Raw genomic sequence first — 23,984 nt, 5'->3', positions numbered from 1 at the left:
CTGATCGGCGACCGGTGCCGAGTACAATCCGGTCTCCGGTTCGAGGGAGTCTCCGTGGTCGTCGTCCTGTCCCCACTCGCCGGGCGCGCCGTGCCCCTCTCAGCCGTCCCCGATCAGCTCTTCGCGGCCGGCGTGATGGGAGCGGGGATGGCGATCGAGCCTCCCGCGGAGCGCGTCGAGGTCCTCTCGCCGGTCCGCGGCGTCCTGCTCCAGGTGCTGCCGCACGCGTTCGTGGTCGTCGCGGACAGCGGACGAGCGGTGCTCGTCCACCTCGGGATCGACACGGTGGGGCTGAAGGGCGCCGGCTTCACGGTCCTCGCCGCCAAGGGTGACCGCGTCGACGCCGGGGCCCCGGTCCTGGAGTACGACGTCCCGGCGATCCTCGCCGCGGGACTCCCGACGGTGGTGCCCGTGGTCGTGCTGGAGCGGACCGCGGACCACGTCGACGCCCTCGCGGAGGACGGCGCGTCCGTCCTCGCCGGTGATCCTCTGCTCTCCACATGACCACCCGTCCTCGGAGCACGCCCGCCTCCCGCCGTCGCCTCGTCCTCCCGGGCTTCGCGGGTCTGCAGCGCCTCGGCAAGAGCCTCATGCTCCCGATCGCGGTGCTCCCCGCCGCCGGGCTCCTCCTCCGGATCGGACAGCCCGACCTGCTCGGGCGGATCGATCTGCCCGTCCTCGGTCCGTTCTTCCAGGCGATGAGCGCGGCGGGCGGCGCGCTCTTCGAGAACCTGGCGCTGCTGTTCGCCGTCGGTGTCGCCATCGGCTTCACCAGGAAGCCGGACGGCTCGACCGCCCTCGCGGCCGTCGTCGGCCACCTCGTGCTCGCGAAGGTCTTCACCGTCCTGTCACCGATCGTCCTGGCGGGGCGGACGACGGCCGCCGGCGACCAGGCGCAGATCGACTACAGCGTCTTCGGCGGGATCGTGGTCGGTCTGCTCACGGCCGTGCTGTTCGACCGGTTCCACACCATCGAGCTCCCCGCCTACCTCGGGTTCTTCAGCGGCCGGCGGTTCGTCCCGATCGTCGTCTCACTCGCGTGCCTCGTCGTCGGCTTCGGTCTGAGCTGGTTCTATCCGGTCTTCGAGTCCGGCCTCACCGGTCTCGGCGCCTTCATCGGCGGCACCGGGGCGCTCGGCGCCTTCATCTACGGCTTCGCCAACCGCATGCTGATCCCGCTGGGGCTGCACCACATCCTCAACTCGTACGTCTGGTTCCTCCAGGGCTCGTACACGAACGCCGACGGCGGCGTCGTCACGGGGGAGCTGACCCGGTTCGCCGCGGGCGACCCGACGGCCGGCGCGCTCACCTCGGGCTTCTACCCGGTGCTCATGTTCGGACTCCTGGCGGCGGCGCTGGCGATGATCCACGTGTCGAACCGCTCGCAGCGCGCGGCCGCGATCGGAATCCTCGGTGCGGCCGGGCTGACCGCCTTCCTCACCGGCATCACGGAGCCGCTGGAGTTCGCGTTCATGTTCGCGGCGTTCCCGCTCTACGTCGTGCACGCCGTGCTGACCGGGCTGTCCCTCGCGATCGCTGACCTCCTCGACATCCATCTCGGCTTCTCGTTCTCCGCCGGGCTCGTCGACCTGCTTCTCTACGGCACGGCGCCGGCTGCGAAGAACGTCGGGCTGCTCGTGGTGATGGGCGTCGTGTACTTCGCCGTGTACTACCTGCTGTTCCGGGTGGTGATCAGGAGGTGGAACCTGCGCACACCGGGGCGGGAGGAGGTCGTCTCCGGAGTGGACGAGGGTGAACCCGTCGCGGTCGCGGCGGAGCCGATCTCCGCGGCGGACGCTCCGCCGGAGTCCGAGGCCGAGTCGCTCATCGCGGCCTTCGGCGGGCGCGGCAACCTCGTCCACGTCGACGCGTGCATCACGCGGCTGCGCGTCCAGGTCGGCGACCGGGCGCTGGTCGATCCCGCGCGGCTGAAGGCTCTCGGCGCGGCCGGCGTGCTGGAGGTCGGCGAGAGCGTGCAGGCGGTCTTCGGCCCCCGCGCGGAGGCGCTGAAGAACGACATCCTCGACCTGCTCTGACGGGCGCGGGATCTCGATACGCCCCCTGCGAGGGCTACTCGATCAGCATGAGTGGCGCCCTCTGCGAGGGCTACTCGATCAGCATGAGTGGCGCCCTCTGCGAGGGCCACCCGATCAGCATGGGTCGGAGCATGCCGGCGAGGCGGCGGCATCCCATGGTGGTCGAGTAGCCGCGGAGCGGCGTATCGAGGCCCGGCGGGTCAGCGGGTGGCGTCGGCCGGGGACGCGACGGACGCGGCGTCGGGCTCGGCCCAGACGGCGATGGGCTTCGGGTCCCAGGTGAGGGCGGCGGGCTCAGCGACGGGGGCGGCCGGCTCCGCGGTGACGGGGGGAGTGGAGGCGCGCATCACGGGGATGGCGGAGGTGACCGGGTTGGCGGTGGCCTCGACGCCGGCGCGCAGCTGCTCGGACTGGATGGCGGCGGACAGCTCGTGGGCGAGCGACCGGGCGAGCATCCCGTGGAAGATCGGGTCGCGGTCGTCGTGACTGCGCCGGGTGACGACCCAGGCGCCCTCGGCGCCGACGAAGGCGGAGAGGCGCTCGTGCACGACGGCGAAGAGCTCGTCCTGCGTGAGCGCGGGGGCCGCGACGACCTCGGGCGCCGGCTGACGGCGCCTCAGACGAAACCTCATGACGAACCCCGTTTCCCGTGCCGCGTGCTGGACCTCCAGTGTCCAGGGGCGACGGCGCCGGAGCGCGCTGACACGCCGCGGCCGGTGGCGCGCGGCGTGTCAGAAGGCGGTCAGCGGTCGCGCTTCTTGCCGTTCTGCTCCTTGACGAGCTCCTTCGAGTCGTAGGAGACCGAGCCGATGGCGACCGCGAGAGCGATCGCCCAGCTGACCCACTGCAGGGCCAGCCGCCAGTCGCGCGGACCCTTGCGCGTCGTCTGCAGGATGGACCAGCCTCCGACGATCGCGCTGATGACGCTGGAATTGAGGATGAACTTGCGCATCGATTGCCTCCTGTGTTCACCACGACGCTAGTGGCCCGGCCCCGTTCCCTCCCAACGGTTGACACCGCCGACGGCCATCGGACGGCTCCGTCGTCGGTCCTGCCCGCTACGGTGAACCGCTGCTCGGCGCCGGGCCGCGGCGGGCACCGAGGAGAACGGGTACGAGATGCGCACGGCTGTGATCGGGGCGGTGCTCCTCGTGCTCGGCGTGATCGCCGCCCTCACCGGGGTCCTGCCGATGGACGCGCTCGGCGAGCTGGTCGAGCGCACGGCGCCGATCCTCGCCTTCGTGGTCGCCGTCACCGTGGTGGCGGAGCTGGCCTCCGAGGCCGGAGTCTTCACGGTCGTGGCGGAGCGGGCGGCGATCTGGGGCCGCGGGCGGACCGCTCTGCTCTGGCTCCTGGTGGTCGCGATGGCGATCGTCAGCACCGTCTTCCTCTCCCTCGACACGACCGCCGTGCTGCTCACACCGGTCGTCGTACTGCTCGCCGCGCACGTCCGGGTGTCGCCGCTGCCGTTCGCGATGGCGACCGTCTGGCTCGCCAATTGCGCCTCCCTGCTGCTCCCTGTGTCGAACCTCACCAACCTCCTGGCAGAGAGGCGGCTCGGCGTCGACGGGCCGCTCGCCTTCGCCGCGCTGACCGCCGCGCCCGCGCTCGTCGCCGCCGTGATCCCGGTGCTCGTGCTCGCGATCCGCTACCGCCGCGAGCTGGCCGGCCGCTACCGGACGGGGGAGCGGACCCCGGTCGAGGACCGCGTCCTGCTGATCGGCGCCGGCGTCGTCGTCGCGCTGCTGCTGCCCGCCCTCGTCTCCGGGCTCGAGGTGTGGATCCCCGCGACCGTCGCGGCGCTCGCCCTCGTGGTGCTCTTCGCGGTGCGGCGGCCGACCGCGCTGAAGGTCTCGCTGCTGCCGTGGCAGCTGGTCGTCTTCGCCTCCGGTCTCTTCGTCGTGATGGAGACGGCGCACCAGCTCGGCCTCGGAGCGGCGCTCGCCGTGGTCGCGGGCGACGGGAGCGGCGTGGGCGAGCTGCTCCGGCTCGCGGGCTCCGGTGTCGTCGCCGCGAACCTCGTCGACAACCTGCCCGCCTACCTCGCGCTCGAGCCGGTCGCCGCCGACCCGGTGCGCCTGGTCGCCCTGCTGATCGGCGTGAACGCCGGTCCGCTGATCACCCCGTGGGCCTCGCTCGCCACCCTGCTCTGGCACCAGCGACTGACCGCGCTCGGCGTGACCATCTCCTGGCGGCAGTACGCGCTGCTCGGTGCCGTCGCGGTGGTGCCGACCGTCGGCGGCGCGGTGCTCGCGCTCGCCCTCGCCCAGGGCTGAGCCCGGCCCCCGTTCGAGTGCGGCTGGTAGCCTCGGCGGGTACGAAGACGGGCACGACCGACGATCGGGACCACCATTCCTCCGCACTCCGCCTCCGCCCCCGCACCCCTCGAGGACAGCGCCGACGAGACGACTCCAGCCGCCGCCGACCACACCGCCGGAGCGCGCAACGCGTTCGTCGTCGTCTCCAACCGCCTCCCCGTCGACCGCGTCGTCGACGCCGACGGCACGGCCTCGTGGAAGACCTCGCCCGGCGGGCTGGTCACCGCGCTCGAGCCCGTGATGCGGGCCAACGAGGGCGCCTGGGTCGGCTGGCCCGGGGTCGCGGACGAGGAGGTCGCGCCGTTCGAGAACGACGGCGTGCTGATCGTCCCGGTCGCCCTCAGCGCCCAGGAGCTCGAGGACTACTACGAGGGCTTCTCCAACGACACCCTCTGGCCGCTGTACCACGACGTGATCGCGCCGCCCACCTACCACCGCGAGTGGTGGGACGCCTACGTGCGGGTGAACCGCCGCTTCGCCGAGGCCGCCGCCGCGGTCACCGAGCAGGACGGCGTGGTCTGGGTGCAGGACTACCAGCTGCAGCTGGTGCCGAAGATGCTCCGCGAGCTGCGGCCGGACGTCACGATCGGCTTCTTCAACCACATCCCGTTCCCGCCCTACGGCATCTTCGCCCAGCTCCCGTGGCGCAAGCAGATCGTCGAGGGCCTGCTCGGTGCCGACGTGATCGGCTTCCAGCGCCAGGGCGACGCGGGCAGCTTCCTCCGCGCGGTCCGCCGCCTGCTCGGCTACGACACCCGCAGCACCGTCGTCGAGGTGCCGGTCGAGGACGACGCGGTGGACGGCACCCGGCGGGTCAACCGCTCGCGCCGCGGCGCCAGCGTCCGCCCGGTCGTCGCCCGGCACTTCCCGATCTCGATCGACTCCGCCGCCTTCGAGGCGATGGCGCGCACCCCCGAGATCCAGGAGCGGGCGCGCCAGATCCGCTCCGACCTGGGCGATCCCGAGACCGTCATGCTCGGCGTCGACCGCCTCGATTACACCAAGGGCATCGGCCACCGGCTGAAGGCGTTCGGCGAGCTGCTCGCCGACGGCCGGCTCAGCACCAAGGACGCGGTGCTCGTGCAGGTCGCGAGCCCGAGCCGCGAGCGGGTCGAGACCTACAAGCAGCTGCGCGACGACATTGAGCTGCAGGTCGGCCGGATCAACGGCGACTACGGCACGATCGGCAACCCGGCGATCAGCTACCTGCACCACGGCTACCCGCGCGAGGAGATGGTCGCCCTCTACCTCGCCGCCGACGTGATGCTGGTGACGGCGCTGCGCGACGGGATGAACCTGGTCGCGAAGGAGTACGTCGCCTCCCGCTTCGACAACGACGGCGTGCTCGTGCTGAGCGAGTTCACCGGAGCGGCCGACGAGCTCAAGCAGGCCGTCCAGATCAACCCGCACGACATCTCCGGCCTCAAGGACGCGATCGAGAGCGCCGCCCGGATGCCGCGTGCCGAGCGCACCCGCCGGATGCGGGCGCTGCGCCGCCGCGTGCTCGAGAACGACGTCTCGCGCTGGTCGGCGAGCTTCCTCGATGCGCTGAGCGAGCACGCTGCGGGCCAGCAGCTCGACGTGCACCCGGCCGCGCGCGGCCAGGAGGCGCCGCTCGGCCAGGAGGCGGAGCACCACGAGGACGGCGTCCGCGGACGCGCCGCCGAGGACGCGCACCACCAGGACGCCCGCCGCGACGAGGCGGAGGCGTCGCGATGACCGCCGTCATGCCGACCCCCGGCGAGCACCTGCCCGGAGTGCCCGACCGCCTCGTCGCCGCGCTGCACGAGCTGGCGGCGACCGGACGCCTGCTGGTGGCCCTGGACTTCGACGGGACGCTCGCTCCCGAGGTCGACGACCCGGCGCACGCCCGCGCCCTGCCCGAGGCGCGCGAGGCGGTCCTCCGACTGCTCGCGCTGCCCGGCACCCGCGTCGCGCTGGTCTCCGGCCGCGCGCTCGGCAGCCTCGAGGAGGTCGCGCAGCTGCCGGACGAGGCGCTGCTGGTCGGCTCGCACGGCATCGAGATCCGCCTGGACCCGGGCGACGACGCCGTCCGCCTCGACGAGACCGAGTTGGCGAAGGTCGGCGTCCTTGAGGACGTCCTGAAGGGCATCGCCCGCGGGATCGACAACGTCTGGATCGAGGACAAGCCGGCCGGCTTCGCCCTGCACACCCGCCTGGCCACCGACCGGCACAGCCGTGTCGCGCACGTCGTCGCCCTGTCGGAGGCGCGCGCCGAGGTCGAGGGGGTCACGGTCCGCGAGGGCAAGAACGTCCTCGAGTTCTCGGTCCGCTCGACCACCAAGGGCGAGGCCGTGCAGCACCTGCGCCGCTACACCGGCGCGACCGCCGTGCTCTACGCCGGCGACGACGTCACCGACGAGGACGCCTTCGCGGTGCTCGGCACCGGTGACGTCGGCGTCAAGAGCGGTCCCGGCACGACCTCGGCCGCCTACCGCGTCCGCGGCCCCGAGCAGATCGCCCACGTGCTGTCGATCCTCGCCGACTTCCGCGCCACCGCGGACTGACCAGCGCCGGTCGATCCGTCACGAACGGTCGGTGCGCGGCTGACGACACGACCATCCGTGACGGATCGAGGCTCCGGAGGTGACCGTTCGCGACGGATCGGGGCGCGCTCCGGAGCGCGGGAGCACCGCGTGCGAGGCGGTAGCCTCGTCACATGCCGGAAATCGATTGGAAGCCTCGTTCGCGCACCGTCACGGACGGCATCGAGGCGACGACGTCGCGCGGGATGCTGCGCGCCGTGGGAATGGGCGATGACGACTGGGAGAAGCCCCAGATCGGCATCGCGTCGTCCTGGAACGAGATCACCCCCTGCAACCTCTCGCTGGAGCGCCTCGCGCGCAGCGCGAAGGAGGGCGTGCACTCGGGCGGCGGCTACCCGCTGCAGTTCGGCACCATCTCCGTCTCGGACGGCATCTCGATGGGTCACGAGGGCATGCACTTCTCGCTCGTCTCACGCGAGGTCATCGCCGACTCCGTCGAGACCGTGATGATGGCCGAGCGCCTCGACGGCACCGTCATGCTGGCCGGCTGCGACAAGTCGCTGCCCGGCATGCTGATGGCCGCCGCGCGCCTCGACCTCGCCGCCGTCTTCGTCTACGCCGGGTCGATCGCGCCGGGCTGGGTCAAGCTGTCCGACGGCACCGAGAAGGACATCACGATCATCGACTCCTTCGAGGCGGTCGGCGGCGTCAAGGCCGGGATCATGTCCGAGGAGGACGCCAAGCGCATCGAGTGCGCCTTCGCCCCGGGCGAGGGCTCCTGCGGTGGCATGTACACCGCGAACACCATGGCCAGCGTCGCCGAGGCGCTCGGGATGAGCCTGCCCGGCTCCGCGTCGCCCGCCGCGGCCGACCGCCGCCGCGACTACTTCGCCCGCAAGTCGGGGGAGGCGGTCGTCGAGCTGCTGCGCAACGGCACCACCGCGCGCGACATCCTGACCAAGGAGGCGTTCGAGAACGCGATCGCCGTGGCCATGGCCTTCGGCGGCTCGACCAACGTCATCCTGCACCTGCTCGCGATCGCGAACGAGGCCGAGGTCGACCTCACGATCGACGACTTCAACCGCATCGGCGACACGATCCCGCACATCGGCGACCTCAAGCCGTTCGGCAAGTACGTCATGAACGACGTCGATCGCCACGGTGGCGTCCCCGCCGTGATGAAGGCTCTGCTCGACGCGGGCCTGCTGCACGGCGACTGCCTCACCGTCACCGGGAAGACCGTCGCCGAGAACCTCGCGGCGATGGACATCGCGCCGCTGGACGGCGAGGTCATCCGCACCCTCGACAACCCGATCCACGCCACCGGCGGACTGACCGTGCTCAAGGGCTCGCTCGCTCCCGAGGGCGCGGTCGTCAAGACGGCCGGCTTCGACGCCTCGGTCTTCGAGGGCCCCGCGCGGGTCTTCGAGCGCGAGCGCGCCGCGATGGACGCGCTCACCGACGGCGAGATCACGAAGGGCGACGTGGTGGTCATCCGCTACGAGGGCCCCAAGGGCGGCCCCGGGATGCGCGAGATGCTGGCCATCACCGCCGCCATCAAGGGGGCCGGCCTCGGAAAAGATGTACTACTGTTGACCGACGGACGATTCTCAGGCGGCACAACCGGCCTGTGCATCGGCCACATAGCTCCCGAATCGGTGGACGCAGGTCCCATCGCATTCGTTCGCGACGGAGACCCGATTCGGGTCGACATCGCCGCTCGATCGATCGACCTACTCGTCGACGAATCCGAGCTCGCCGCCCGCCGAGAAGGCTGGGCGCCCCTCCCTCCGCGCTACACCCGCGGTGTCCTCGCCAAGTACGCCAAGCTCGTCCGCTCGGCCGCCGAGGGCGCCACCACGGGTTGATCCCGGCCCGCTCGGGCCGGCCGCGCACTCGCGCCTCCCGGGCACCGCTCGCTCGCACTCCGAGCCCCCGGTGCCCGCCGCCGCACACCGCTTCGAAGGAATCGACACCCGCATGACCCCGGACCCGTCCGCCGCGCCTCCCGCCCCGACCCCCCAGCCACCCCGCTCCGCCGCGTCCGCGCCGGCGGTCGCTCCCGTCGCCGAGTCGCTCACCGGAGCGCAGGCGGTCGTCCGCTCGCTCGAGATGCTCGGGATCGAGGACGTCTTCGGTCTGCCCGGCGGTGCGATCCTGCCCGTCTACGACCCGCTGATGGACTCGTCGAAGATCCGCCACATCCTGGTCCGCCACGAGCAGGGCGCCGGCCACGCGGCCGAGGGCTACGCCGCGGCGACCGGCAAGCTCGGCGTCTGCATCGCGACCTCCGGGCCCGGTGCGACCAACCTCGTCACGGCGATCGCCGACGCCTACATGGACTCCGTGCCGATGCTCGCGATCACCGGCCAGGTCTTCTCGACGCTGATGGGCACCGACGCCTTCCAGGAGGCGGACATCGTCGGCATCACGATGCCGATCACCAAGCACTCGATCCTGGTCACGCGCCCCGAGGACATCCCCTCGGCGCTCGCCTCCGCCGTGCTGATCGCGACGACCGGCCGCCCCGGCCCCGTGCTCGTCGACATCACGAAGGACGCGCAGCAGGACGCCGCGCCGTTCAGCTGGCCGCCGAAGATCGACCTGCCCGGCTACCGTCCGGTGACGAAGGCCCACGGCAAGCAGATCCAGGCCGCGGCGCAGCTGCTGGCCGAGGCGAAGAAGCCGGTGCTCTACGTCGGCGGCGGCATCATCCGCGCCCGTGCGGCGGCGGAGCTCCTGGCGTTCGCCGAGGCCTGCGGCGCTCCCGTCGTCACGACGCTGATGGCGCGCGGCGCGTTCCCCGACTCGCACGAGCAGCAGTTGGGCATGCCCGGCATGCACGGCACCGTCCCCGCGGTGCTCGCGCTGCAGGAGTCGGACCTGATCCTGGCGCTCGGCTCGCGCTTCGACGACCGGGTGACCGGCAAGGCGGCGCTCTTCGCGCCGAACGCCAAGGTCGTGCACGTGGACATCGATCCGGCCGAGATCTCCAAGATCCGCACGGCCGACGTGCCGATCGTGGGCGACCTCAAGGACGTCCTGCCGGACCTCACCGACGCGTTCGCGAAGGCGATCGACGGTGCCGCGCCCGACACGGCCGACTGGTGGACCTACCTCAAGGGCCTGCAGGAGGAGTTCCCGCTCGGCTACACCGAGCCGGTCGACGGCCTGCTGTCTCCGCAGTACGTGATCAAGCGGATCGGCGAGATCACCGGTCCCGAGGGCGTCTTCGCCTCGGGTGTCGGCCAGCACCAGATGTGGGCCGCGCAGTTCATCAAGTACGAGCGCCCCAACTCCTGGCTCAACTCCGGCGGCGCCGGCACGATGGGCTACTCCGTGCCCGCGGCGATGGGTGCCAAGGTCGGCGAGCCGGACCGCACGGTCTGGGCGATCGACGGCGACGGCTGCTTCCAGATGACCAATCAGGAGCTCGCGACCTGCACGATCAACGACATCCCGATCAAGGTCGCGGTGATCAACAACTCCTCGCTCGGCATGGTCCGCCAGTGGCAGACCCTGTTCTACGAGGGCCGCTACTCGAACACCGACCTCAACACGGGACACGACACCGTCCGGGTGCCGGACTTCGTGAAGCTCGCGGAGGCCTACGGCGCCCTGGGCATCCGGGTCACCAAGCCGGAGGAGATCGACGCGGCCATCGAGCTGGCGATCGCCACCAACGACCGGCCGGTCGTCATCGACTTCGTGGTCAGCCGCGACTCCATGGTGTGGCCGATGGTCCCGCAGGGCGTCTCGAACAGCTACGTCCAGTACGCCAGAGACCACAGCCCGACCTGGGACGACGAGGAGTAGACCGCATGACCCACCACGTTCTCTCCCTGCTCGTCGAGGACAAGCCGGGACTGCTCACCCGCGTCGCGGGGCTGTTCGCGCGCCGCGGCTTCAACATCGAGTCGCTGGCCGTCGGGCCGACCGAGCTCGAGGGGCTCTCGCGCATCACGGTCGCCGTGGACGTCGAGGACCTCCCGCTCGAGCAGGTGACCAAGCAGCTGAACAAGCTGATCAACGTCATCAAGATCGTCGAGCTCGACCCCGACCAGTCGGTGCACCGCGAGCACCTGCTCGTGAAGGTGCGCGTCGACAACGTCACCCGCTCGCAGGTGCTCGAGGCCGTGAACCTCTTCCGCGCCCGCGTGGTGGACGTCGCGACCGACGCCCTGGTCATCGAGGTCACCGGCGACTCCGGCAAGACCACCGCGTTCCTCCGGGTCATCGAGCCCTACGGGATCAAGGAGATCGCCCAGTCGGGCCTGCTGGCCATCGGCCGCGGCTCGAAGTCGATCACTGAGCGCGTCTTCAAGAACTGACGGCTCCGCGCCGTCCCCTCTGCTCCGCCCACTCCACAACCAGAAAAGGAAGCATCACGTGACCGAGCTCATCTACGACGCCGACGCCGATCTCTCCATCATCCAGTCCAAGAAGGTCGCGATCGTCGGCTACGGCTCGCAGGGCCACGCGCACGCGCAGAACCTCCGCGACTCCGGTGTCCAGGTCGTCATCGCTCTCAAGGAGGGGTCGAAGTCGACCGCCAAGGCCGAGGACGACGGGTTCGAGGTCAAGAGCGTCGCCGACGCCGCCGAGTGGGCCGACCTGATCATGATCCTCGCGCCGGACCAGCACCAGCGCGCGATCTACAGCGAGCAGATCGCGGACAAGCTGACCGAGGGCAAGACCCTCGCCTTCGCGCACGGCTTCAACATCCGCTTCGGCTACATCGAGGCCCCCGCGGGCGTCGACGTGATCCTGATCGCGCCGAAGGCCCCCGGCCACACCGTGCGCCGCGAGTTCGTCGCCGGCCGCGGCATCCCGGACATCATCGCCGTCGAGAACGACGCGACCGGCACCGCCTGGGAGACCGCGAAGTCGTACGCGAAGGCCATCGGCGGCACCCGCGCCGGCGTCATCAAGACGACCTTCACCGAGGAGACCGAGACCGACCTGTTCGGCGAGCAGGCCGTGCTCTGCGGCGGCACCTCGCAGCTCGTCCAGTACGGCTTCGAGACCCTCGTCGAGGCCGGCTACCAGCCCGAGATCGCCTACTTCGAGGTGCTCCACGAGCTCAAGCTGATCGTCGACCTGATGTGGGAGGGCGGCATCGCCAAGCAGCGCTGGTCGGTCTCCGACACCGCCGAGTACGGCGACTACGTGTCCGGCCCCCGCGTCATCGACCCCAGCGTCAAGCAGAACATGCAGGCGGTGCTCGGCGACATCCAGAGCGGTGCCTTCGCCAAGCGCTTCATCGCGGACCAGGACGCGGGAGCGCCCGAGTTCCAGGAGCTGCGCGCCAAGGGCGAGAAGCACCCGATCGAGGAAACCGGCCGCGAGCTGCGCAAGCTCTTCGCCTGGAAGCAGACGGACGAGGACTACACCGACGGCAGCGTCGCGCGCTAGTCGCCGGCACGGACGGACCTCGGAGCCCCGGGCCGTCGACGGACACCGCTTCTGCGGTGGACGTCGGCGGGGCCGGGGCTCCGTCGCGTCCGGGGGGGGGCCGTCGTTCTGGCGGGGGTGGATCTCGATACGCCCGCTGCGCGGGCTACTCGATCAGCATGCAAGGGGGCATTCCTCGGATGCGGTCCACCCATGGTGGTCGAGTAGCCCCGGAGGGGCGTATCGAGACCTGGCGTCGCAAGCAGGGTGGTCTGCAGACCCTCGTCCTGGCGCTGGTGGATCTACTTGGAAGAGACGCCCGCAGCCATGCTGGTCGAGTAGCCCCGCAGGGGCGTATCGAGACCCACCACCGCATGCACGTCGGTCTCTTCCCCGCCCTGCGATGGCGCCGGAGGCGCCCCCTCCGCTCGATACGCCCGCTGCGCGGGCTACTCGATCAGCATGAAACGGGGCGTTCCCCGGATGCGGCCCACCCATGGTGGTCGAGTAGCCTCGGAGGGGCGTATCGAGACCCGGCGTCGGCGGCGCGGGTTGTTTGCAGACCGTCGTTCGGGCGGGGTGGATCTCGATGCGCCCGCGGCGCGGGCTGCCCGGGCTGCGGGCGCACCGCGGGGGAGCTCACGGGGCACGCGGGTAGCGTGGGGCGGATGGAGCGACGGGCACGGCGGCTGCGGCAGTGGGACGAGGGCGTGGCGGCGGCGCGGGACGGGCTGTCGTACGAGGTGTCGGCGGGGATCGTGCTGTGCGGGGTGGCCGGCGGCGGACTCGCGGCGGCGCTCGCGCTGGCGTCCGGCGGGATCCTCGAGTCCGCGCCGGTGGCGCTGCGGACGGTGACCGCCCTCGCGCTCGCGCTGATCGCCGGCACGGTCCTCGTGGCGACCGCCACCGCCCTGCGGCGACGGACGGAGGCCGCGGGAGCCCGCTTCGCCCGGGCCGCCTGGCCGGTCCCCGCCGACCTCGGCCGGGACGACCTCGTGGAGACCGCCGGTCTGCCGTTCGACCTGCGACTGCCGGAGGACGCGCTCTCACCGGCGGACCTCGCCGGCATCCTCGCGCCGTCGCGTGCGGCACGGGCCGAGGCGAGGAGGAGGGCGGCCACGCGGGATCTGCGGGCCCACTCCCTCCTGTTCTCGGCGCTCTCGCTCGTCGGCATCGTCCTCGCGCTCGTCGGAGTGCTGCTGATGATCGCGGTGATCGCCCTGCAGGGCTCGGAGGGGGCCGTGGTCACGGCGGCGGTCGTCGTCGCGGCCGGAGCGGCGGCCGGGATCGGCTCGTCCCAGGCGAACGGGCTGCCGCTGGCGGTGCTGCGCGCGTCCGACGCCGCCCTGGCCCGGAGCCGCGGGCTGCTGGTCGAGCGCTGGCCCGGGGATCTCGAGGAGGGACCGCTGTCGGTGCGCGGGGGAGTGGCGGCGATCGACCGCCGCCGGCTGACCGGACTCGCGCGGAGGCCGGCACCGTCGAGCGCGGGCGCGGGACGGGTGGCGCCGATCGTGATGTTCGCGGTGGCGCTGCTGCTGGTGGCGGGGCTGCCGCTGGTGGCCTAGCGGCCGGCGCTTAGGGATCGGGCGACTCGTCGCGCAGAGCATCAGCGGAGAGTGCTGCTCATCGCCGATGGCCGATGACGAGTGCTCTCGGCTGATGTTCTGCGCGCGGATGCTCGTCAGCGAGCGGCATCGCGGGCGAGGCGGCGCAGGCCGCCCTTGGGCGGGACGAGCACGGGATCCGGCCAGCGCGGGGAGAGGTGGTCGCCGAGGGTCACCCGGCGGATCTTCCGGCCGACGAGGGGGAGCACCCAGTCGTGCGCCCAGCGGTACTGGTCGCGGAGCAGCTCGCGCGGGGTGAGCGGCTCGGGCGGGTCCCACGGGCCGGTGGAGATGGTGTGCGGCACGCCGAGGACGTCCAGCACCTGGGCCGCGAGCACGCGGTGCCCGCGCTTGGAGAGGTGCATCCGGTCGCTCGACCACATCGCGGCGTCGCGGAACGCCTGCATCCGCCAGTAGTCGACGAGGACGGCGCCGCGCTCGCGGGCGATGCGGCGGACGGCGCTGTTGTAGACGCGGTTGCGCTTGACGAACATCCGCGGGGCGGGCAGGAAGGGGATGTCGAAGCCGGTGAAGAGCACGAGCGAGGCGCCCGTCGTCGCGAGGGCGTCGACGAGGTGCTCGTAGCCGTCGATGAGCACGCGCATGTCGGTGCCGAGGTCGAGGATGTCGTTGCCGCCGGCGTAGAGGGTGACGAGGGTCGGCCGCAGCTCGAGCGCGGGCGTCAGCTGCTCCGCGGTGATCTGGGCGAGCCGCTTGGAGCGGATCGCGAGGTTCGCGTACTCCCAGCCGGGCTCGGCGCGGGCGAGCCGGTCGGCGACGCGGTCCGCCCAGCCGCGGACGCCGTTGGGCAGGAGCCGGTGCGGGTCGCCGACGCCCTCGGTGAAGGAGTCGCCGATCGCGACGTAGCGGCGCCGGCCAGCGTCCACCGCGCGCTCGTCCGTCCCCGACTGCTCCGCCATCCCCGAAGGGTCGCTCGCCGGGGAGGCCGGGCGGTGACGCCGCGGTGGCGGGGAGGTGTCGGGGTGCTCCGAGCCGACGGCGAGGCCGCGCGGCTAGGGTGTTGCGGTGATCGACAGCAGACCCGAGGACGACCGGGACGACGACGCGCTCAGCTGGGCCGGCGAGGGCGGCGACCCCACCCTGGTGGCGGGCGATGCTCCGGTGCGCCGCCGGACGCCCCGTGCGGTGCGCTCGGCTCCGGAGGTCCGCGCGGCGCGCGAGGGCGACGTCGACGAGCTGCCGGACGAGCTCCGCGAGGACGACGACGAGCTCGAGGACGACGACGAGCTGGACGACGACGAGCGCGACGCGGCCGAGGCGGCGGCCGCCTCCTCCGTGCTGCTGGTCGCGATGGGCGTCGCCGCGGGTCTGTACCTGCTCTGGACGATCGGCTGGATGATCACCGCGACGCGGCAGAACGCCACGGTCGCCGGGACGTTCGCGGGCGACCCGCTCGGCGGCGGGCTCTACGGGCTCGGCCTCTGGCTCGCGGTCGCCGGGCCGGCGGCCTGGTTCGCCGCCGTGCTGCTCGGCACACGGAGCGCCCGCACGCGCACCCGGGTGCTCTGGCTGATCGCCGGGCTGATCCTGCTGGCCCCTCTGCCGTTCCTGAAGGGGGCGTGATGAGCGACACCGCATCGACCGACTCCACCTCGACCGGGAGCACGGTGAAGGCGACCCTCGGCGGGAGGGGACACCGTGACGGCCGACGGAAGCGCCTCCTGCTCTCGGTGCTGATCGCCGCGGTCTTCGCTCTCTTCTTCGCCTGGGACGTCTGGGAGGGGATCGGCAACCTCGTCGGGCTGCGCACCTACGCCGCCACGCTCGGCACCGACCTGAACGGCACGGGCTGGACGGTGCTGCTGCTCGGTCTGGCGCTGCCGGTGGTCTGCTTCGTGCTGGCACTGGTGCTCGGCCGCCGGCGCGGGCTCCTGGCGCGGACCGGGCTGCTGTTCGCAGCGCTCTGCCTCTCCGCGGCGCTGTCGCTCGACGTGCAGCTGATCCTCGGATTCGAGAGCCTCGTCTCGCTCTAGACGCGTCGTTCGCCACCGGGCGAGACCGGACGTCACACGGCCGGGGACGGCTGCGGCCCTCCGCTACAGTGGCGGGGGCTCCACCGGCCCTCGTGCTCGGTGCCCGCTCCGTCCCCTCCCCGAAGGAAGCGCCTCTCGTGACTAAGCCGGTCGTCCTGATCGCCGAAGAACTCTCGCCCGCCACCGTGGACGCCCTCGGTCCCGACTTCGAGATCCGCTCCGTGGACGGCACCGACCGCCCCGCGCTGCTCGAGGCGCTCGGCTCGGCCGACGCGATCCTGGTCCGCTCCGCGACGCAGGTCGACGCGGAGGCGATCGCCGCGGCCCCCTCGCTGAAGGTCGTCGCGCGCGCCGGCGTGGGCCTCGACAACGTCGACATCACCGCCGCGACCGCCGCGGGCGTCATGGTCGTGAACGCGCCGACCTCGAACATCATCTCCGCCGCCGAGCTCACCGTCGGCCACATCCTGAGCCTCGCCCGGCACATCCCGGCGGCGCACAGCGCGCTCGCGCAGGGCCTCTGGAAGCGCTCGAAGTACACCGGCGTCGAGCTCTACGAGAAGACCGTCGGCATCATCGGCCTGGGCCGCATCGGCGCGCTGATCACCGCGCGCCTGCAGGCCTTCGGCGTGAACGTCGTCGCCTACGACCCCTACGTCACCAGCGCCCGCGCGCAGCAGCTCGGCGTGACGCTCCTGCCGCTCGAGGAGCTCCTCGCGCAGAGCGACTTCATCACCATCCACATGCCGAAGACCCCGGAGACCACCGGGATGATCTCGGACGCGCAGCTCGCGCTGATGAAGCCGACCGCGTTCCTGGTGAACGTCGCCCGCGGCGGGCTGATCGACGAGGACGCGCTGCACCGCGCGCTCGTCGCGAAGACCATCGCCGGCGCCGGGCTCGACGTGTTCGTGAAGGAGCCGCCGACCGACTCGCCGCTGCTGGCCCTCGAGAACGTGGTCGTCACTCCGCACCTCGGTGCGTCGACGGACGAGGCGCAGGAGAAGGCGGGCGTCTCGGTCGCGAAGTCGGTGCGCCTCGCGCTCTCGGGCGAGCTCGTGCCGGACGCGGTGAACGTCGCCGGTGGGCTCATCGATCCGTACGTCCGCCCGGGCATCCCGCTGGTCGAGAAGCTGGGCCAGGTCTTCTCCGGGCTCGCCTCCTCGCCGGTCACGTCGATCGACGTCGAGGTGCGCGGCGAGCTGGCCGGCTTCGACGTCAAGGTGCTCAAGCTCGCGGCGCTCAAGGGCGTCTTCAGCAACGTGGTGTCGGAGACGGTGTCGTACGTCAACGCGCCGGTGCTCGCGGAGCAGCGCGGCATCGAGGTGCGCCTCATCACGGACGCGGTCTCGGACGAGTACCGCAACGTGATCACGCTCCGCGGCGCCCTCTCGGACGGCTCGCAGATCTCGGTCTCGGGCACGCTGACCGGCACCAAGCAGGTCGAGAAGCTCGTCGCGATCAACGGCTACGACGTCGAGGTGCCGCTCGCGAAGCACCACGTGGTGATGAGCTACGTCGACCGTCCCGGGATCGTCGCGGTCTACGGCCGCGAGTTCGGCGAGGCCTCCGTCAACATCGCGGGCATGCAGATCGCGCGCACCGAGGCGGGCGGCAAGGCCCTCTCGGTGATCACCATCGACTCGCCGGCGCCGGACGGCCTGCTGGAGAAGGTCCGCGTCGCGATCGACGCCGACCTGATGCAGGAGATCGACATCACCGAGTAGGTCCGAGCGCGGCGGAGGAGACGGCAGCATGGAGCGCAGATTCGCCCAGGTCGACGTGTTCGGCGCGGAGCCGTTCCTCGGCAACCCGGTGGCGGTGGTCGTCGACGGCGACGGCGTGTCCGACGCGTCGATGGCCGCGTTCGCGCGCTGGACGAACCTGTCGGAGACGACGTTCCTGCTGCCGCCGACGTCGCCCGAGGCCGACTACCGGCTGCGGATCCTCACGCCGCGGCGCGAGCTGCCCTTCGCGGGGCACCCGACGCTCGGCAGCGCGCACGCGTGGCTCGCGTCCGGGGGAGTGCCGCGCGACGCCGGAGTGCTGGTGCAGGAGTGCGCGGCCGGGCTCGTGCGGCTCCGGGTGTCGGACGGGGCGATCGCGTTCGCGGCGCCGCCGCGGCAGCGCACGGGGCCGGTGGACGAGCCGACGCTGGCGCGCGCGGCGGCGGCGCTGGGGCTCGCGCGCGAGGAGATCCTCGGGCACGAGTGGGCCGACAACGGGCCGGGTTGGCTGGCGCTGCGGCTGGAGTCGGCGGAGCGGGTGCTCGCGATCCGGCCGGAGTCGGCGCGGCTCGGCGGGCTCGCGGTCGGCGTGGTCGGACCGCATCCGGCGGGGGCGGAGTGCGCTTTCGAGGTGCGGGCGTTCATCCCGGACGCGGGGGTGGCGGAGGACCCGGTGACGGGCAGTCTCAACGCGGGGATCGCGCAGTGGCTGATCGGGGCCGGGCTGGCGCCCGAGCGGTACGTCGCAGCGCAGGGGACCGCGATGGGGCGCGCGGGACGCGTGCTCGTGGAGCGCGTGGGCGACGACGTGTGGATCGGCGGGGGGACGGCGACGCTGATCGAGGGGACCGTGCGGCTGTAGGCAGCGGGTCTCGATATGCCGGCCTGCGGCCGGCTACTCGACCAGCATGCTCCGCGTCCTTCGGGCTGGTGCTCCTCCGGGGTCAGCGGGGGAGGAGGCGGGCGATGACGGCGAGGACGTCGGCGGCCTCGCCGCGGGGGCTGTCGCCGGTGGGGAGCAGGGCGGAGTTGTAGTAGAGGCCGTCGCTCAGCAGGACGATGGCGCGGGCGACCAGGGGGTCGCCGACGGCCTCGGCGACGACGGCGTACCAGCTGTCGTGGATGCGGGCGAGGCCGGCGCTCGCGCGCTCGTCGTGGCCCTGGGCCACGCGCGAGACGGCGAGGATCGTGCGGTCGAAGGGGGTGTCCGCGGCGAACGAGGTGCGGATCAGGTACGGGACGACGCCCTCGTCGGACGTGCGGATCCGATCGATGTCCTCGGCGAGGCGGTCGTCGAGCCGTCCGACGAGTCCGTCGACGAGGGCGTCCTTCGAGGGGAAGTGGTACAGCAGCCCGCCCTTGGAGACTCCGGCGGCCTTCGCGACGGCGTCGAGGGTGGCCGAGCGCTCGCCCTGCTCGATCAGCAGGGCCTCGAACGCGTCGAGGACGCGGTCGCGGGCGGGGGCGGCGGGCATGGGCTCCATCCTAGGGACGGATCCCGGTTCCGCCCCTGGCTACTGTACCGGCTGGACGGTATACTCGGTCGCGATCACCCCGTTCGAGAGAGAGCACCACTGTGTCCGCCCGCACCGCACCCGTCACCACCGTCACGACCCCCGGCCCCGCCTCGCGCGCCGCCGTCGAGCCCGACGGTCCCCGCGTCGGGCGCCGCGCCTGGTTCGCGCTGGCCGTGCTGATGCTGCCGGTGCTGCTCGTCTCGGTCGACAACACCGTCCTCAACTTCGCGCTGCCGCTGATCGCGGAGGACCTCGGGCCCACCGGCACCGAGCTGCTCTGGATCGTCGACGCGTACCCGCTCGTGCTCGCCGGACTGCTGGTGGCGATGGGCAGTCTGGGTGACCGGGTCGGCCGGCGGAAGCTCCTGCTGATCGGCGCGGTCGGCTTCGCGGTCGTCTCGGTCGCGGCGGCCTTCGCTCCCACGGCCGGTGCGCTGATCGCCGCCCGCGCGGCGCTCGGTCTCTTCGGCGCGACCCTGATGCCCTCGACCCTCTCCCTCCTGCGCAGCCTCTTCCCGAACCGCGACCAGCGCCGGATGGCGATCGCGATCTGGGCGACCGGGTTCGCGGTCGGCTCGGCCGTCGGCCCGCTGGTCGGCGGCGTGCTGCTGGAGAACTTCGCCTGGGGCTCCGTGTTCCTGCTCGCGGTGCCGGTGCTGCTGCCGCTGGTGGTGCTCGCGCCGATCCTGGTGCCGGAGTCGCGTGACCCGAAGCCGGGCCCGGTCGACGTGGTCAGCATCGTGCTGTCGCTCGCGACGATGGCGCCGATCGTCTACGCGATCAAGTCGGCCGCCGAGCACGGGATCGACGCGGTCGCGGTGCTCTCGCTCGTCGTCGGCGTCGTGAGCGGCGTGCTCTTCGTGCGACGGCAGCAGCGCCGCGAGGTGCCGATGCTCGACCTCTCGCTCTTCCGCCGCGGCTCGTTCAGCGCGGCCATCCTGGTCAACCTGCTCAGCGTCGTCGCGCTGGTCGGCGGGCTGTTCTTCGTCTCGCAGCACCTCCAGCTCGTCGTCGGCCTCTCGCCGCTCGAGGCGGGGCTCGTGCTGGTACCCGGACTCGTGGTGATGATCGGCGCGGGGCTCGGCGTGGTGCCGATCGCCCGGCGGATCTCGCCGCGGATCGTCGTGCCGGCCGGACTCGTGATCTCGGCGGTCGGCTACGCGCTGCTCGCGATCGGCAGTGCGGCTCCCGGCGGCGCCTCCGCGCTGACCGTCGCGGTCTCGTTCGCCTTCCTCGGGCTCGGGATCGGCGCGGCCGAGACGGTCTCCAACGAGCTGGTGCTCGCGAACGCGCCCGCCGACAAGGCCGGGTCCGCCTCGGCGGTGTCGGAGACGGCGTACGAGCTGGGCGCGGTGCTCGGCACGGCGACGCTCGGCACGGTGCTGACGGCCGCCTACCGGAGCGGCGTGGTGCTGCCCGAGGGCCTCGACGCCGGCCAGGCGCAGCGCGCGGGGGAGACCCTGGGCGGCGCGGTCGCGGTCGCGGGCGAGATCCCGTCCGAGTCGGCGTCGAGCCTGCTCGCCTCGGCCGGAGCCGCGTTCGACGCGGGCGTCGGCTGGTCGGCCTGGATCGGCGTCGGACTGGTGCTGCTCGCCGGCGTGGTGGCGGCCTGGCGCCTGCGCCGGAGCTGACGCGGCGCGACCGGCGCGGGCGGCGGCCCGAGAGTACGCTGGGCTGGTCTCCTGCCCCGCACGCTCGAGTGCTCCGCACGCCCAGTCCTCTGGATGCGCAGCACTCCGGCCCGTGCCCCCCCCGCACGTCTGAGGACCGCCATGACCCGCACCGTGAAGCTCGCCGTCATCCCCGGAGACGGGATCGGACCGGAGGTGATCGCCGAGGCCGTGAAGGTCCTCGACGCCGTCACCGCCGACTCCGACCTGGTGATCGAGAAGACGCCGTTCTCGCTCGGCGCCGGCCGCTTCCTCGAGACCGGCGACGTCCTCACCGACGAGGACCTCGCGTCGATCTCCGCGCACGACGCGATCCTGCTCGGCGCCGTCGGCGGTGTGCCCGGTGACCCGCGCCTCAAGGACGCGAACATCGAGCGCGGGCTGCTGCTGCGCCTGCGCTTCGCGCTCGACCACTACGTCAACCTCCGCCCGACCCGCCTCTACGCGGGCGTGCCGTCGCCGCTGTCGGCGCCCGGCGAGGTCGACTTCGTCGTCGTCCGCGAGGGCACGGAGGGCCCGTACGTCGGCAACGGCGGGTCGATCCGCCAGGGGACGCCGCACGAGATCGCGAACGAGGTCTCGGTGAACACGGCCTACGGCGTCGAGCGCGTCGTCCGCCACGCCTTCGAGCTGGCCCGCAAGCGCCGCTCGAAGCTGACGCTGGTGCACAAGACGAACGTCCTGGTCTTCGCGGGCTCGCTCTGGAAGCGGCTCGTGGACGAGGTAGGGGCCACCTACGAGGACGTGGCCGTCGACTACCTCCACGTGGACGCGGCGACGATCTTCCTGGTGACCGATCCTGCTAGGTTCGACGTCATCGTCACCGACAACCTGTTCGGCGACATCCTGACCGATCTGGCCGGCGCGATCAGCGGCGGCATCGGACTCGCGGCCTCGGGCAACATCAACCCCGACGGCGCGTTCCCCAGCATGTTCGAGCCGGTCCACGGATCCGCGCCCGACATCGCCGGGAAGCAGCTCGCCGATCCGACCGCCGCGATCCTGTCGGTGGCGCTGCTGCTCGACCACCTGGGTCGCGGCGACGAGGCCGCCCGCGTGACGGCGGCCGTGACCGCCGACATCGAGTCGCGCGACGGCACCCCGCGCTCCACGGCCGCGATCGGCGACTCCGTCGTCTCGCGGCTCCGCTGACCCTCCTCTCCGGCCCCCGCCCCCGGGCCCCACGCCACTCCAGGAAGAACCCCTCATGACCGACACCCTCCCCGCGCAGGACCTCGCCTTCGAGGTGACCGCCAACCCCGCGCCCCGCTCCGACGAGGAGCGCGCCCGCATCCTCGCGAACCCCGGCTTCGGGGTCCACTTCACCGACCACATGGTCGACATCCGCTGGTCGCGCGCCGGCGGCTGGGACCAGGCGCGCGTCGAGCCCTACGGCCCGATCCAGCTCGACCCGGCCGCGGCCGTGCTGCACTACGCGCAGGAGATCTTCGAGGGGATGAAGGCCTACCGCCACGCGGACGGCTCGATCTGGACCTTCCGCCCCGAGGCGAACGCCGGCCGGCTGCAGCGCTCCGCCCGCCGGCTCGCGCTGCCCGAGCTGCCGACCGAGCTGTTCGTCGAGTCGCTCCGGCAGCTGATCGCGGCCGACGGCGCCTGGGTGCCGTCCGAGCCGGAGACGAGCCTGTACCTGCGGCCGTTCATGTTCGCCAAGGAGGCGTTCCTCGGCGTGCGCGCGGCCGAGGAGGTCGGCTACTACGTGATCGCGAGCCCGGCCGGCGCCTACTTCTCCGGCGGCGTGGCCCCGGTGTCGATCTGGCTGTCGACGTCCTTCGCCCGCGCGGGCAAGGGCGGCACGGGCGCGGCGAAGACCGGCGGCAACTACGCCTCGTCGCTGCTGCCGCAGCAGGAGGCGTACCAGCACGGCTGCGCGCAGGTGCTCTTCCTCGACTCGCAGGAGTCGCGCTGGATCGAGGAGCTCGGCGGCATGAACGTGGTGCTGGTGAAGAAGGACGGCACGCTCGTCACGCCGGAGTCGGACTCGATCCTCGAGGGGATCACCCGCGACAGCGTGCTGCAGCTGGCCGAGGACCGCGGCCATCGCGTGGAGCGCCGCCAGGTGTCGATCGACGAGTGGCGCGACGGGGTCGAGTCCGGCGACGTGGTGGAGGTGTTCGCCTGCGGGACCGCGGCGGTCATCACGCCGATCGCCGAGCTCAAGGGCGACGGCTTCTCGGTGGGCCACGAGGGCGCGCCGGCCGGCGCGCTGACGATGTCGCTGCGCGAGGAGCTGACCGACATCCAGTACGGACGTCGCGAGGACACGCACGGCTGGATGACGAGGTTGGACGCATGAAGATCGCACGATTCGCCACGCAGCGCTCCGGAGACAACGGGGGCGCGATCCACTTCGGGATCCTGGACGAGGACGACCTGGTCGTGCTCGCCGGCGACCCGATGTTCGCGGGCTTCGAGACCACGGGGGAGCGGATCCCGCTCGCCGAGGCGAAGCTGCTCGCGCCGGTGATCCCGCGCTCGAAGGTGATCGGAATCGGCAAGAACTACTCCGACCACGCGGCCGAGATGGGCGGCGACGCTCCGGCCGAGCCGCTGATGTTCCTGAAGCCGAACACCTCGGTGATCGGGCCGGACGAGCCGATCGTGCTGCCCGAGGACAGCCAGCAGGTGGAGTTCGAGGGCGAGCTCGCGGTCGTGATCGGTGCGATCGCGCGGAACGTCCGGGCGGAGGACTACGAGGACGTCGTCTTCGGCTACACGATCGCGAACGACGTCACGGCGCGCGACCTGCAGAAGTCGGACGGGCAGTGGGCCCGGGCGAAGGGCTACGACACGTTCTGCCCGATCGGGCCGGTCATCGAGACCGAGTTCGTCTGGAACGAGAGCGCGCTCGAGACTCGGGTGAACGGGCGGCGGCTGCAGTCCGGGAACACCGGCGACATGATCCACGGGGTGCCCGAGATCATCGCGTACGTCTCGCGGGTGTTCACACTGCTGCCGGGCGACATCATCCTGACCGGGACGCCCGCCGGCGTCGGGCCGATCGCCAACGGCGACACGGTCGCGATCGACATCGAGGGCATCGGCACGCTCTTCAGCCCGGTGGTGTCCCGGGCCTGACCCGTCTCGCGAGATGCCACTTGTGCACGCCTTTCACGGCGTGTCGCGTGCACAAGTGGCATCTCGCGGAGGGGGGGTCAGTCCGTGGTGACGGGGGCGTCGGTGGCGTCGGAGGCGGGGT

22 protein-coding genes are annotated in these 23,984 nt (G+C 72.2%); 18 read left to right on the top strand and 4 right to left on the bottom strand.

Features of this window, described 5'->3' with window-relative positions; translation table 11 throughout:
* Window positions 1–54 precede the first annotated feature (54 nt).
* Both EDF36_RS17905 and EDF36_RS17900 read left to right on the top strand, forming a co-directional pair.
* Window positions 55–504 carry a PTS glucose transporter subunit IIA gene (locus EDF36_RS17905; protein WP_123734030.1) on the top strand — a complete coding sequence of 150 codons (450 nt, stop codon included), beginning with the start codon at window positions 55–57 and terminating at the stop codon, window positions 502–504.
* Entirely contained in the window at window positions 501–2,036 is a 1,536-nt protein-coding gene (locus tag EDF36_RS17900) for a PTS transporter subunit EIIC (RefSeq protein WP_221181686.1), read from the top strand. Before EDF36_RS17905 ends, EDF36_RS17900 begins: the two co-directional genes overlap by 4 nt.
* Window positions 2,037–2,236: 200 nt before the next feature.
* On the opposite strand, the gene EDF36_RS17895 is transcribed toward EDF36_RS17900, so the two are convergent.
* A complete protein-coding gene (locus EDF36_RS17895) occupies window positions 2,237–2,668 on the bottom strand; it encodes a hypothetical protein (RefSeq protein ID WP_123734029.1) in 432 nt (143 codons plus the stop codon).
* Window positions 2,669–2,778: 110 nt separating this feature from the next.
* Entirely contained in the window at window positions 2,779–2,988 is a 210-nt protein-coding gene (locus EDF36_RS17890; protein WP_123447985.1) for a hypothetical protein, read from the bottom strand.
* A gap of 166 nt (window positions 2,989–3,154) precedes the next feature.
* Here EDF36_RS17890 and EDF36_RS17885 point away from each other — a divergent pair, with 166 nt between their 5' ends.
* The 8 genes from EDF36_RS17885 (at window position 3,155) to EDF36_RS17850 (ending at window position 13,820) form a co-directional block, all read left to right on the top strand.
* Complete coding sequence (locus EDF36_RS17885; protein ID WP_123734028.1) at window positions 3,155–4,312, top strand: SLC13 family permease; 1,158 nt, start codon at window positions 3,155–3,157, stop codon at window positions 4,310–4,312.
* Between the two features lie 75 nt (window positions 4,313–4,387).
* Window positions 4,388–6,073 (top strand): trehalose-6-phosphate synthase, encoded by a 1,686-nt coding sequence (locus EDF36_RS17880; protein ID WP_123734027.1) that lies wholly within the window; start codon window positions 4,388–4,390, stop codon window positions 6,071–6,073.
* Window positions 6,070–6,882, top strand: a complete 813-nt coding sequence (gene otsB / locus EDF36_RS17875; RefSeq protein ID WP_123734026.1) for a trehalose-phosphatase — start codon at window positions 6,070–6,072, stop codon at window positions 6,880–6,882. The genes EDF36_RS17880 and otsB overlap by 4 nt, the downstream gene beginning before the upstream one ends.
* 152 nt (window positions 6,883–7,034) lie before the next feature.
* A complete protein-coding gene (ilvD, locus tag EDF36_RS17870; protein ID WP_123734025.1) occupies window positions 7,035–8,729 on the top strand; it encodes a dihydroxy-acid dehydratase in 1,695 nt (564 codons plus the stop codon).
* Between the two features lie 112 nt (window positions 8,730–8,841).
* A complete protein-coding gene (locus EDF36_RS17865; protein WP_123734024.1) occupies window positions 8,842–10,677 on the top strand; it encodes an acetolactate synthase large subunit in 1,836 nt (611 codons plus the stop codon).
* A 5-nt stretch (window positions 10,678–10,682) separates the two neighbouring features.
* Complete coding sequence (ilvN, locus tag EDF36_RS17860) at window positions 10,683–11,192, top strand: acetolactate synthase small subunit (protein ID WP_123447978.1); 510 nt, start codon at window positions 10,683–10,685, stop codon at window positions 11,190–11,192.
* Window positions 11,193–11,250: 58 nt separating this feature from the next.
* Window positions 11,251–12,276, top strand: coding sequence for a ketol-acid reductoisomerase (gene ilvC, locus EDF36_RS17855; protein WP_123734023.1), 1,026 nt, complete (start codon window positions 11,251–11,253; stop codon window positions 12,274–12,276).
* A 647-nt stretch (window positions 12,277–12,923) separates the two neighbouring features.
* Window positions 12,924–13,820, top strand: coding sequence for a hypothetical protein (locus EDF36_RS17850; RefSeq protein WP_148060090.1), 897 nt, complete (start codon window positions 12,924–12,926; stop codon window positions 13,818–13,820).
* 116 nt (window positions 13,821–13,936) lie between these two features.
* Here the strand turns inward: EDF36_RS17850 and EDF36_RS17845 are convergent, their stop codons facing one another.
* Window positions 13,937–14,779, bottom strand: coding sequence for an SGNH/GDSL hydrolase family protein (locus tag EDF36_RS17845; RefSeq protein WP_123734021.1), 843 nt, complete (start codon window positions 14,777–14,779; stop codon window positions 13,937–13,939).
* 106 nt (window positions 14,780–14,885) lie between these two features.
* On the opposite strand from EDF36_RS17845, the gene EDF36_RS21415 reads away from it, so the two are divergent.
* The 4 genes from EDF36_RS21415 (at window position 14,886) to EDF36_RS17820 (ending at window position 18,442) form a co-directional block, all read left to right on the top strand.
* Window positions 14,886–15,443, top strand: coding sequence for a hypothetical protein (locus EDF36_RS21415; protein WP_185020537.1), 558 nt, complete (start codon window positions 14,886–14,888; stop codon window positions 15,441–15,443).
* Window positions 15,443–15,853 carry a hypothetical protein gene (locus tag EDF36_RS17830; protein WP_123734019.1) on the top strand — a complete coding sequence of 137 codons (411 nt, stop codon included), beginning with the start codon at window positions 15,443–15,445 and terminating at the stop codon, window positions 15,851–15,853. The genes EDF36_RS21415 and EDF36_RS17830 overlap by 1 nt, the downstream gene beginning before the upstream one ends.
* Window positions 15,854–15,990: 137 nt before the next feature.
* Window positions 15,991–17,580: a phosphoglycerate dehydrogenase gene (serA, locus tag EDF36_RS17825; protein ID WP_123734018.1), complete on the top strand. Its 1,590-nt coding sequence runs from the start codon at window positions 15,991–15,993 to the stop codon at window positions 17,578–17,580.
* Between the two features lie 28 nt (window positions 17,581–17,608).
* Window positions 17,609–18,442 carry a PhzF family phenazine biosynthesis protein gene (locus EDF36_RS17820; RefSeq protein ID WP_123734017.1) on the top strand — a complete coding sequence of 278 codons (834 nt, stop codon included), beginning with the start codon at window positions 17,609–17,611 and terminating at the stop codon, window positions 18,440–18,442.
* An 82-nt stretch (window positions 18,443–18,524) separates the two neighbouring features.
* Here the strand turns inward: EDF36_RS17820 and EDF36_RS17815 are convergent, their stop codons facing one another.
* A complete protein-coding gene (locus EDF36_RS17815) occupies window positions 18,525–19,055 on the bottom strand; it encodes a TetR/AcrR family transcriptional regulator (RefSeq protein ID WP_123734016.1) in 531 nt (176 codons plus the stop codon).
* A 101-nt stretch (window positions 19,056–19,156) separates the two neighbouring features.
* Between EDF36_RS17815 and EDF36_RS17810 the strand changes: the two genes are divergently transcribed.
* The 4 genes from EDF36_RS17810 (at window position 19,157) to EDF36_RS17795 (ending at window position 23,863) form a co-directional block, all read left to right on the top strand.
* A complete protein-coding gene (locus EDF36_RS17810; protein WP_260300777.1) occupies window positions 19,157–20,728 on the top strand; it encodes an MFS transporter in 1,572 nt (523 codons plus the stop codon).
* Between the two features lie 141 nt (window positions 20,729–20,869).
* Window positions 20,870–21,919 carry a 3-isopropylmalate dehydrogenase gene (locus EDF36_RS17805; RefSeq protein WP_123734015.1) on the top strand — a complete coding sequence of 350 codons (1,050 nt, stop codon included), beginning with the start codon at window positions 20,870–20,872 and terminating at the stop codon, window positions 21,917–21,919.
* Window positions 21,920–21,974: 55 nt separating this feature from the next.
* Complete coding sequence (locus EDF36_RS17800) at window positions 21,975–23,081, top strand: branched-chain amino acid aminotransferase (RefSeq protein WP_123734014.1); 1,107 nt, start codon at window positions 21,975–21,977, stop codon at window positions 23,079–23,081.
* Window positions 23,078–23,863 carry a fumarylacetoacetate hydrolase family protein gene (locus EDF36_RS17795; protein ID WP_123734013.1) on the top strand — a complete coding sequence of 262 codons (786 nt, stop codon included), beginning with the start codon at window positions 23,078–23,080 and terminating at the stop codon, window positions 23,861–23,863. The genes EDF36_RS17800 and EDF36_RS17795 overlap by 4 nt, the downstream gene beginning before the upstream one ends.
* Window positions 23,864–23,984: the final 121 nt, after the last annotated feature.

The sequence above is a fragment of the Rathayibacter sp. PhB152 genome, assembly GCF_003751395.1.
Classification (GTDB): domain Bacteria; phylum Actinomycetota; class Actinomycetes; order Actinomycetales; family Microbacteriaceae; genus Rathayibacter; species Rathayibacter festucae.
The sequence above is the reverse complement of the archived record's forward strand: the minus strand, read 5'-3'. Positions and strand labels throughout refer to the sequence as shown.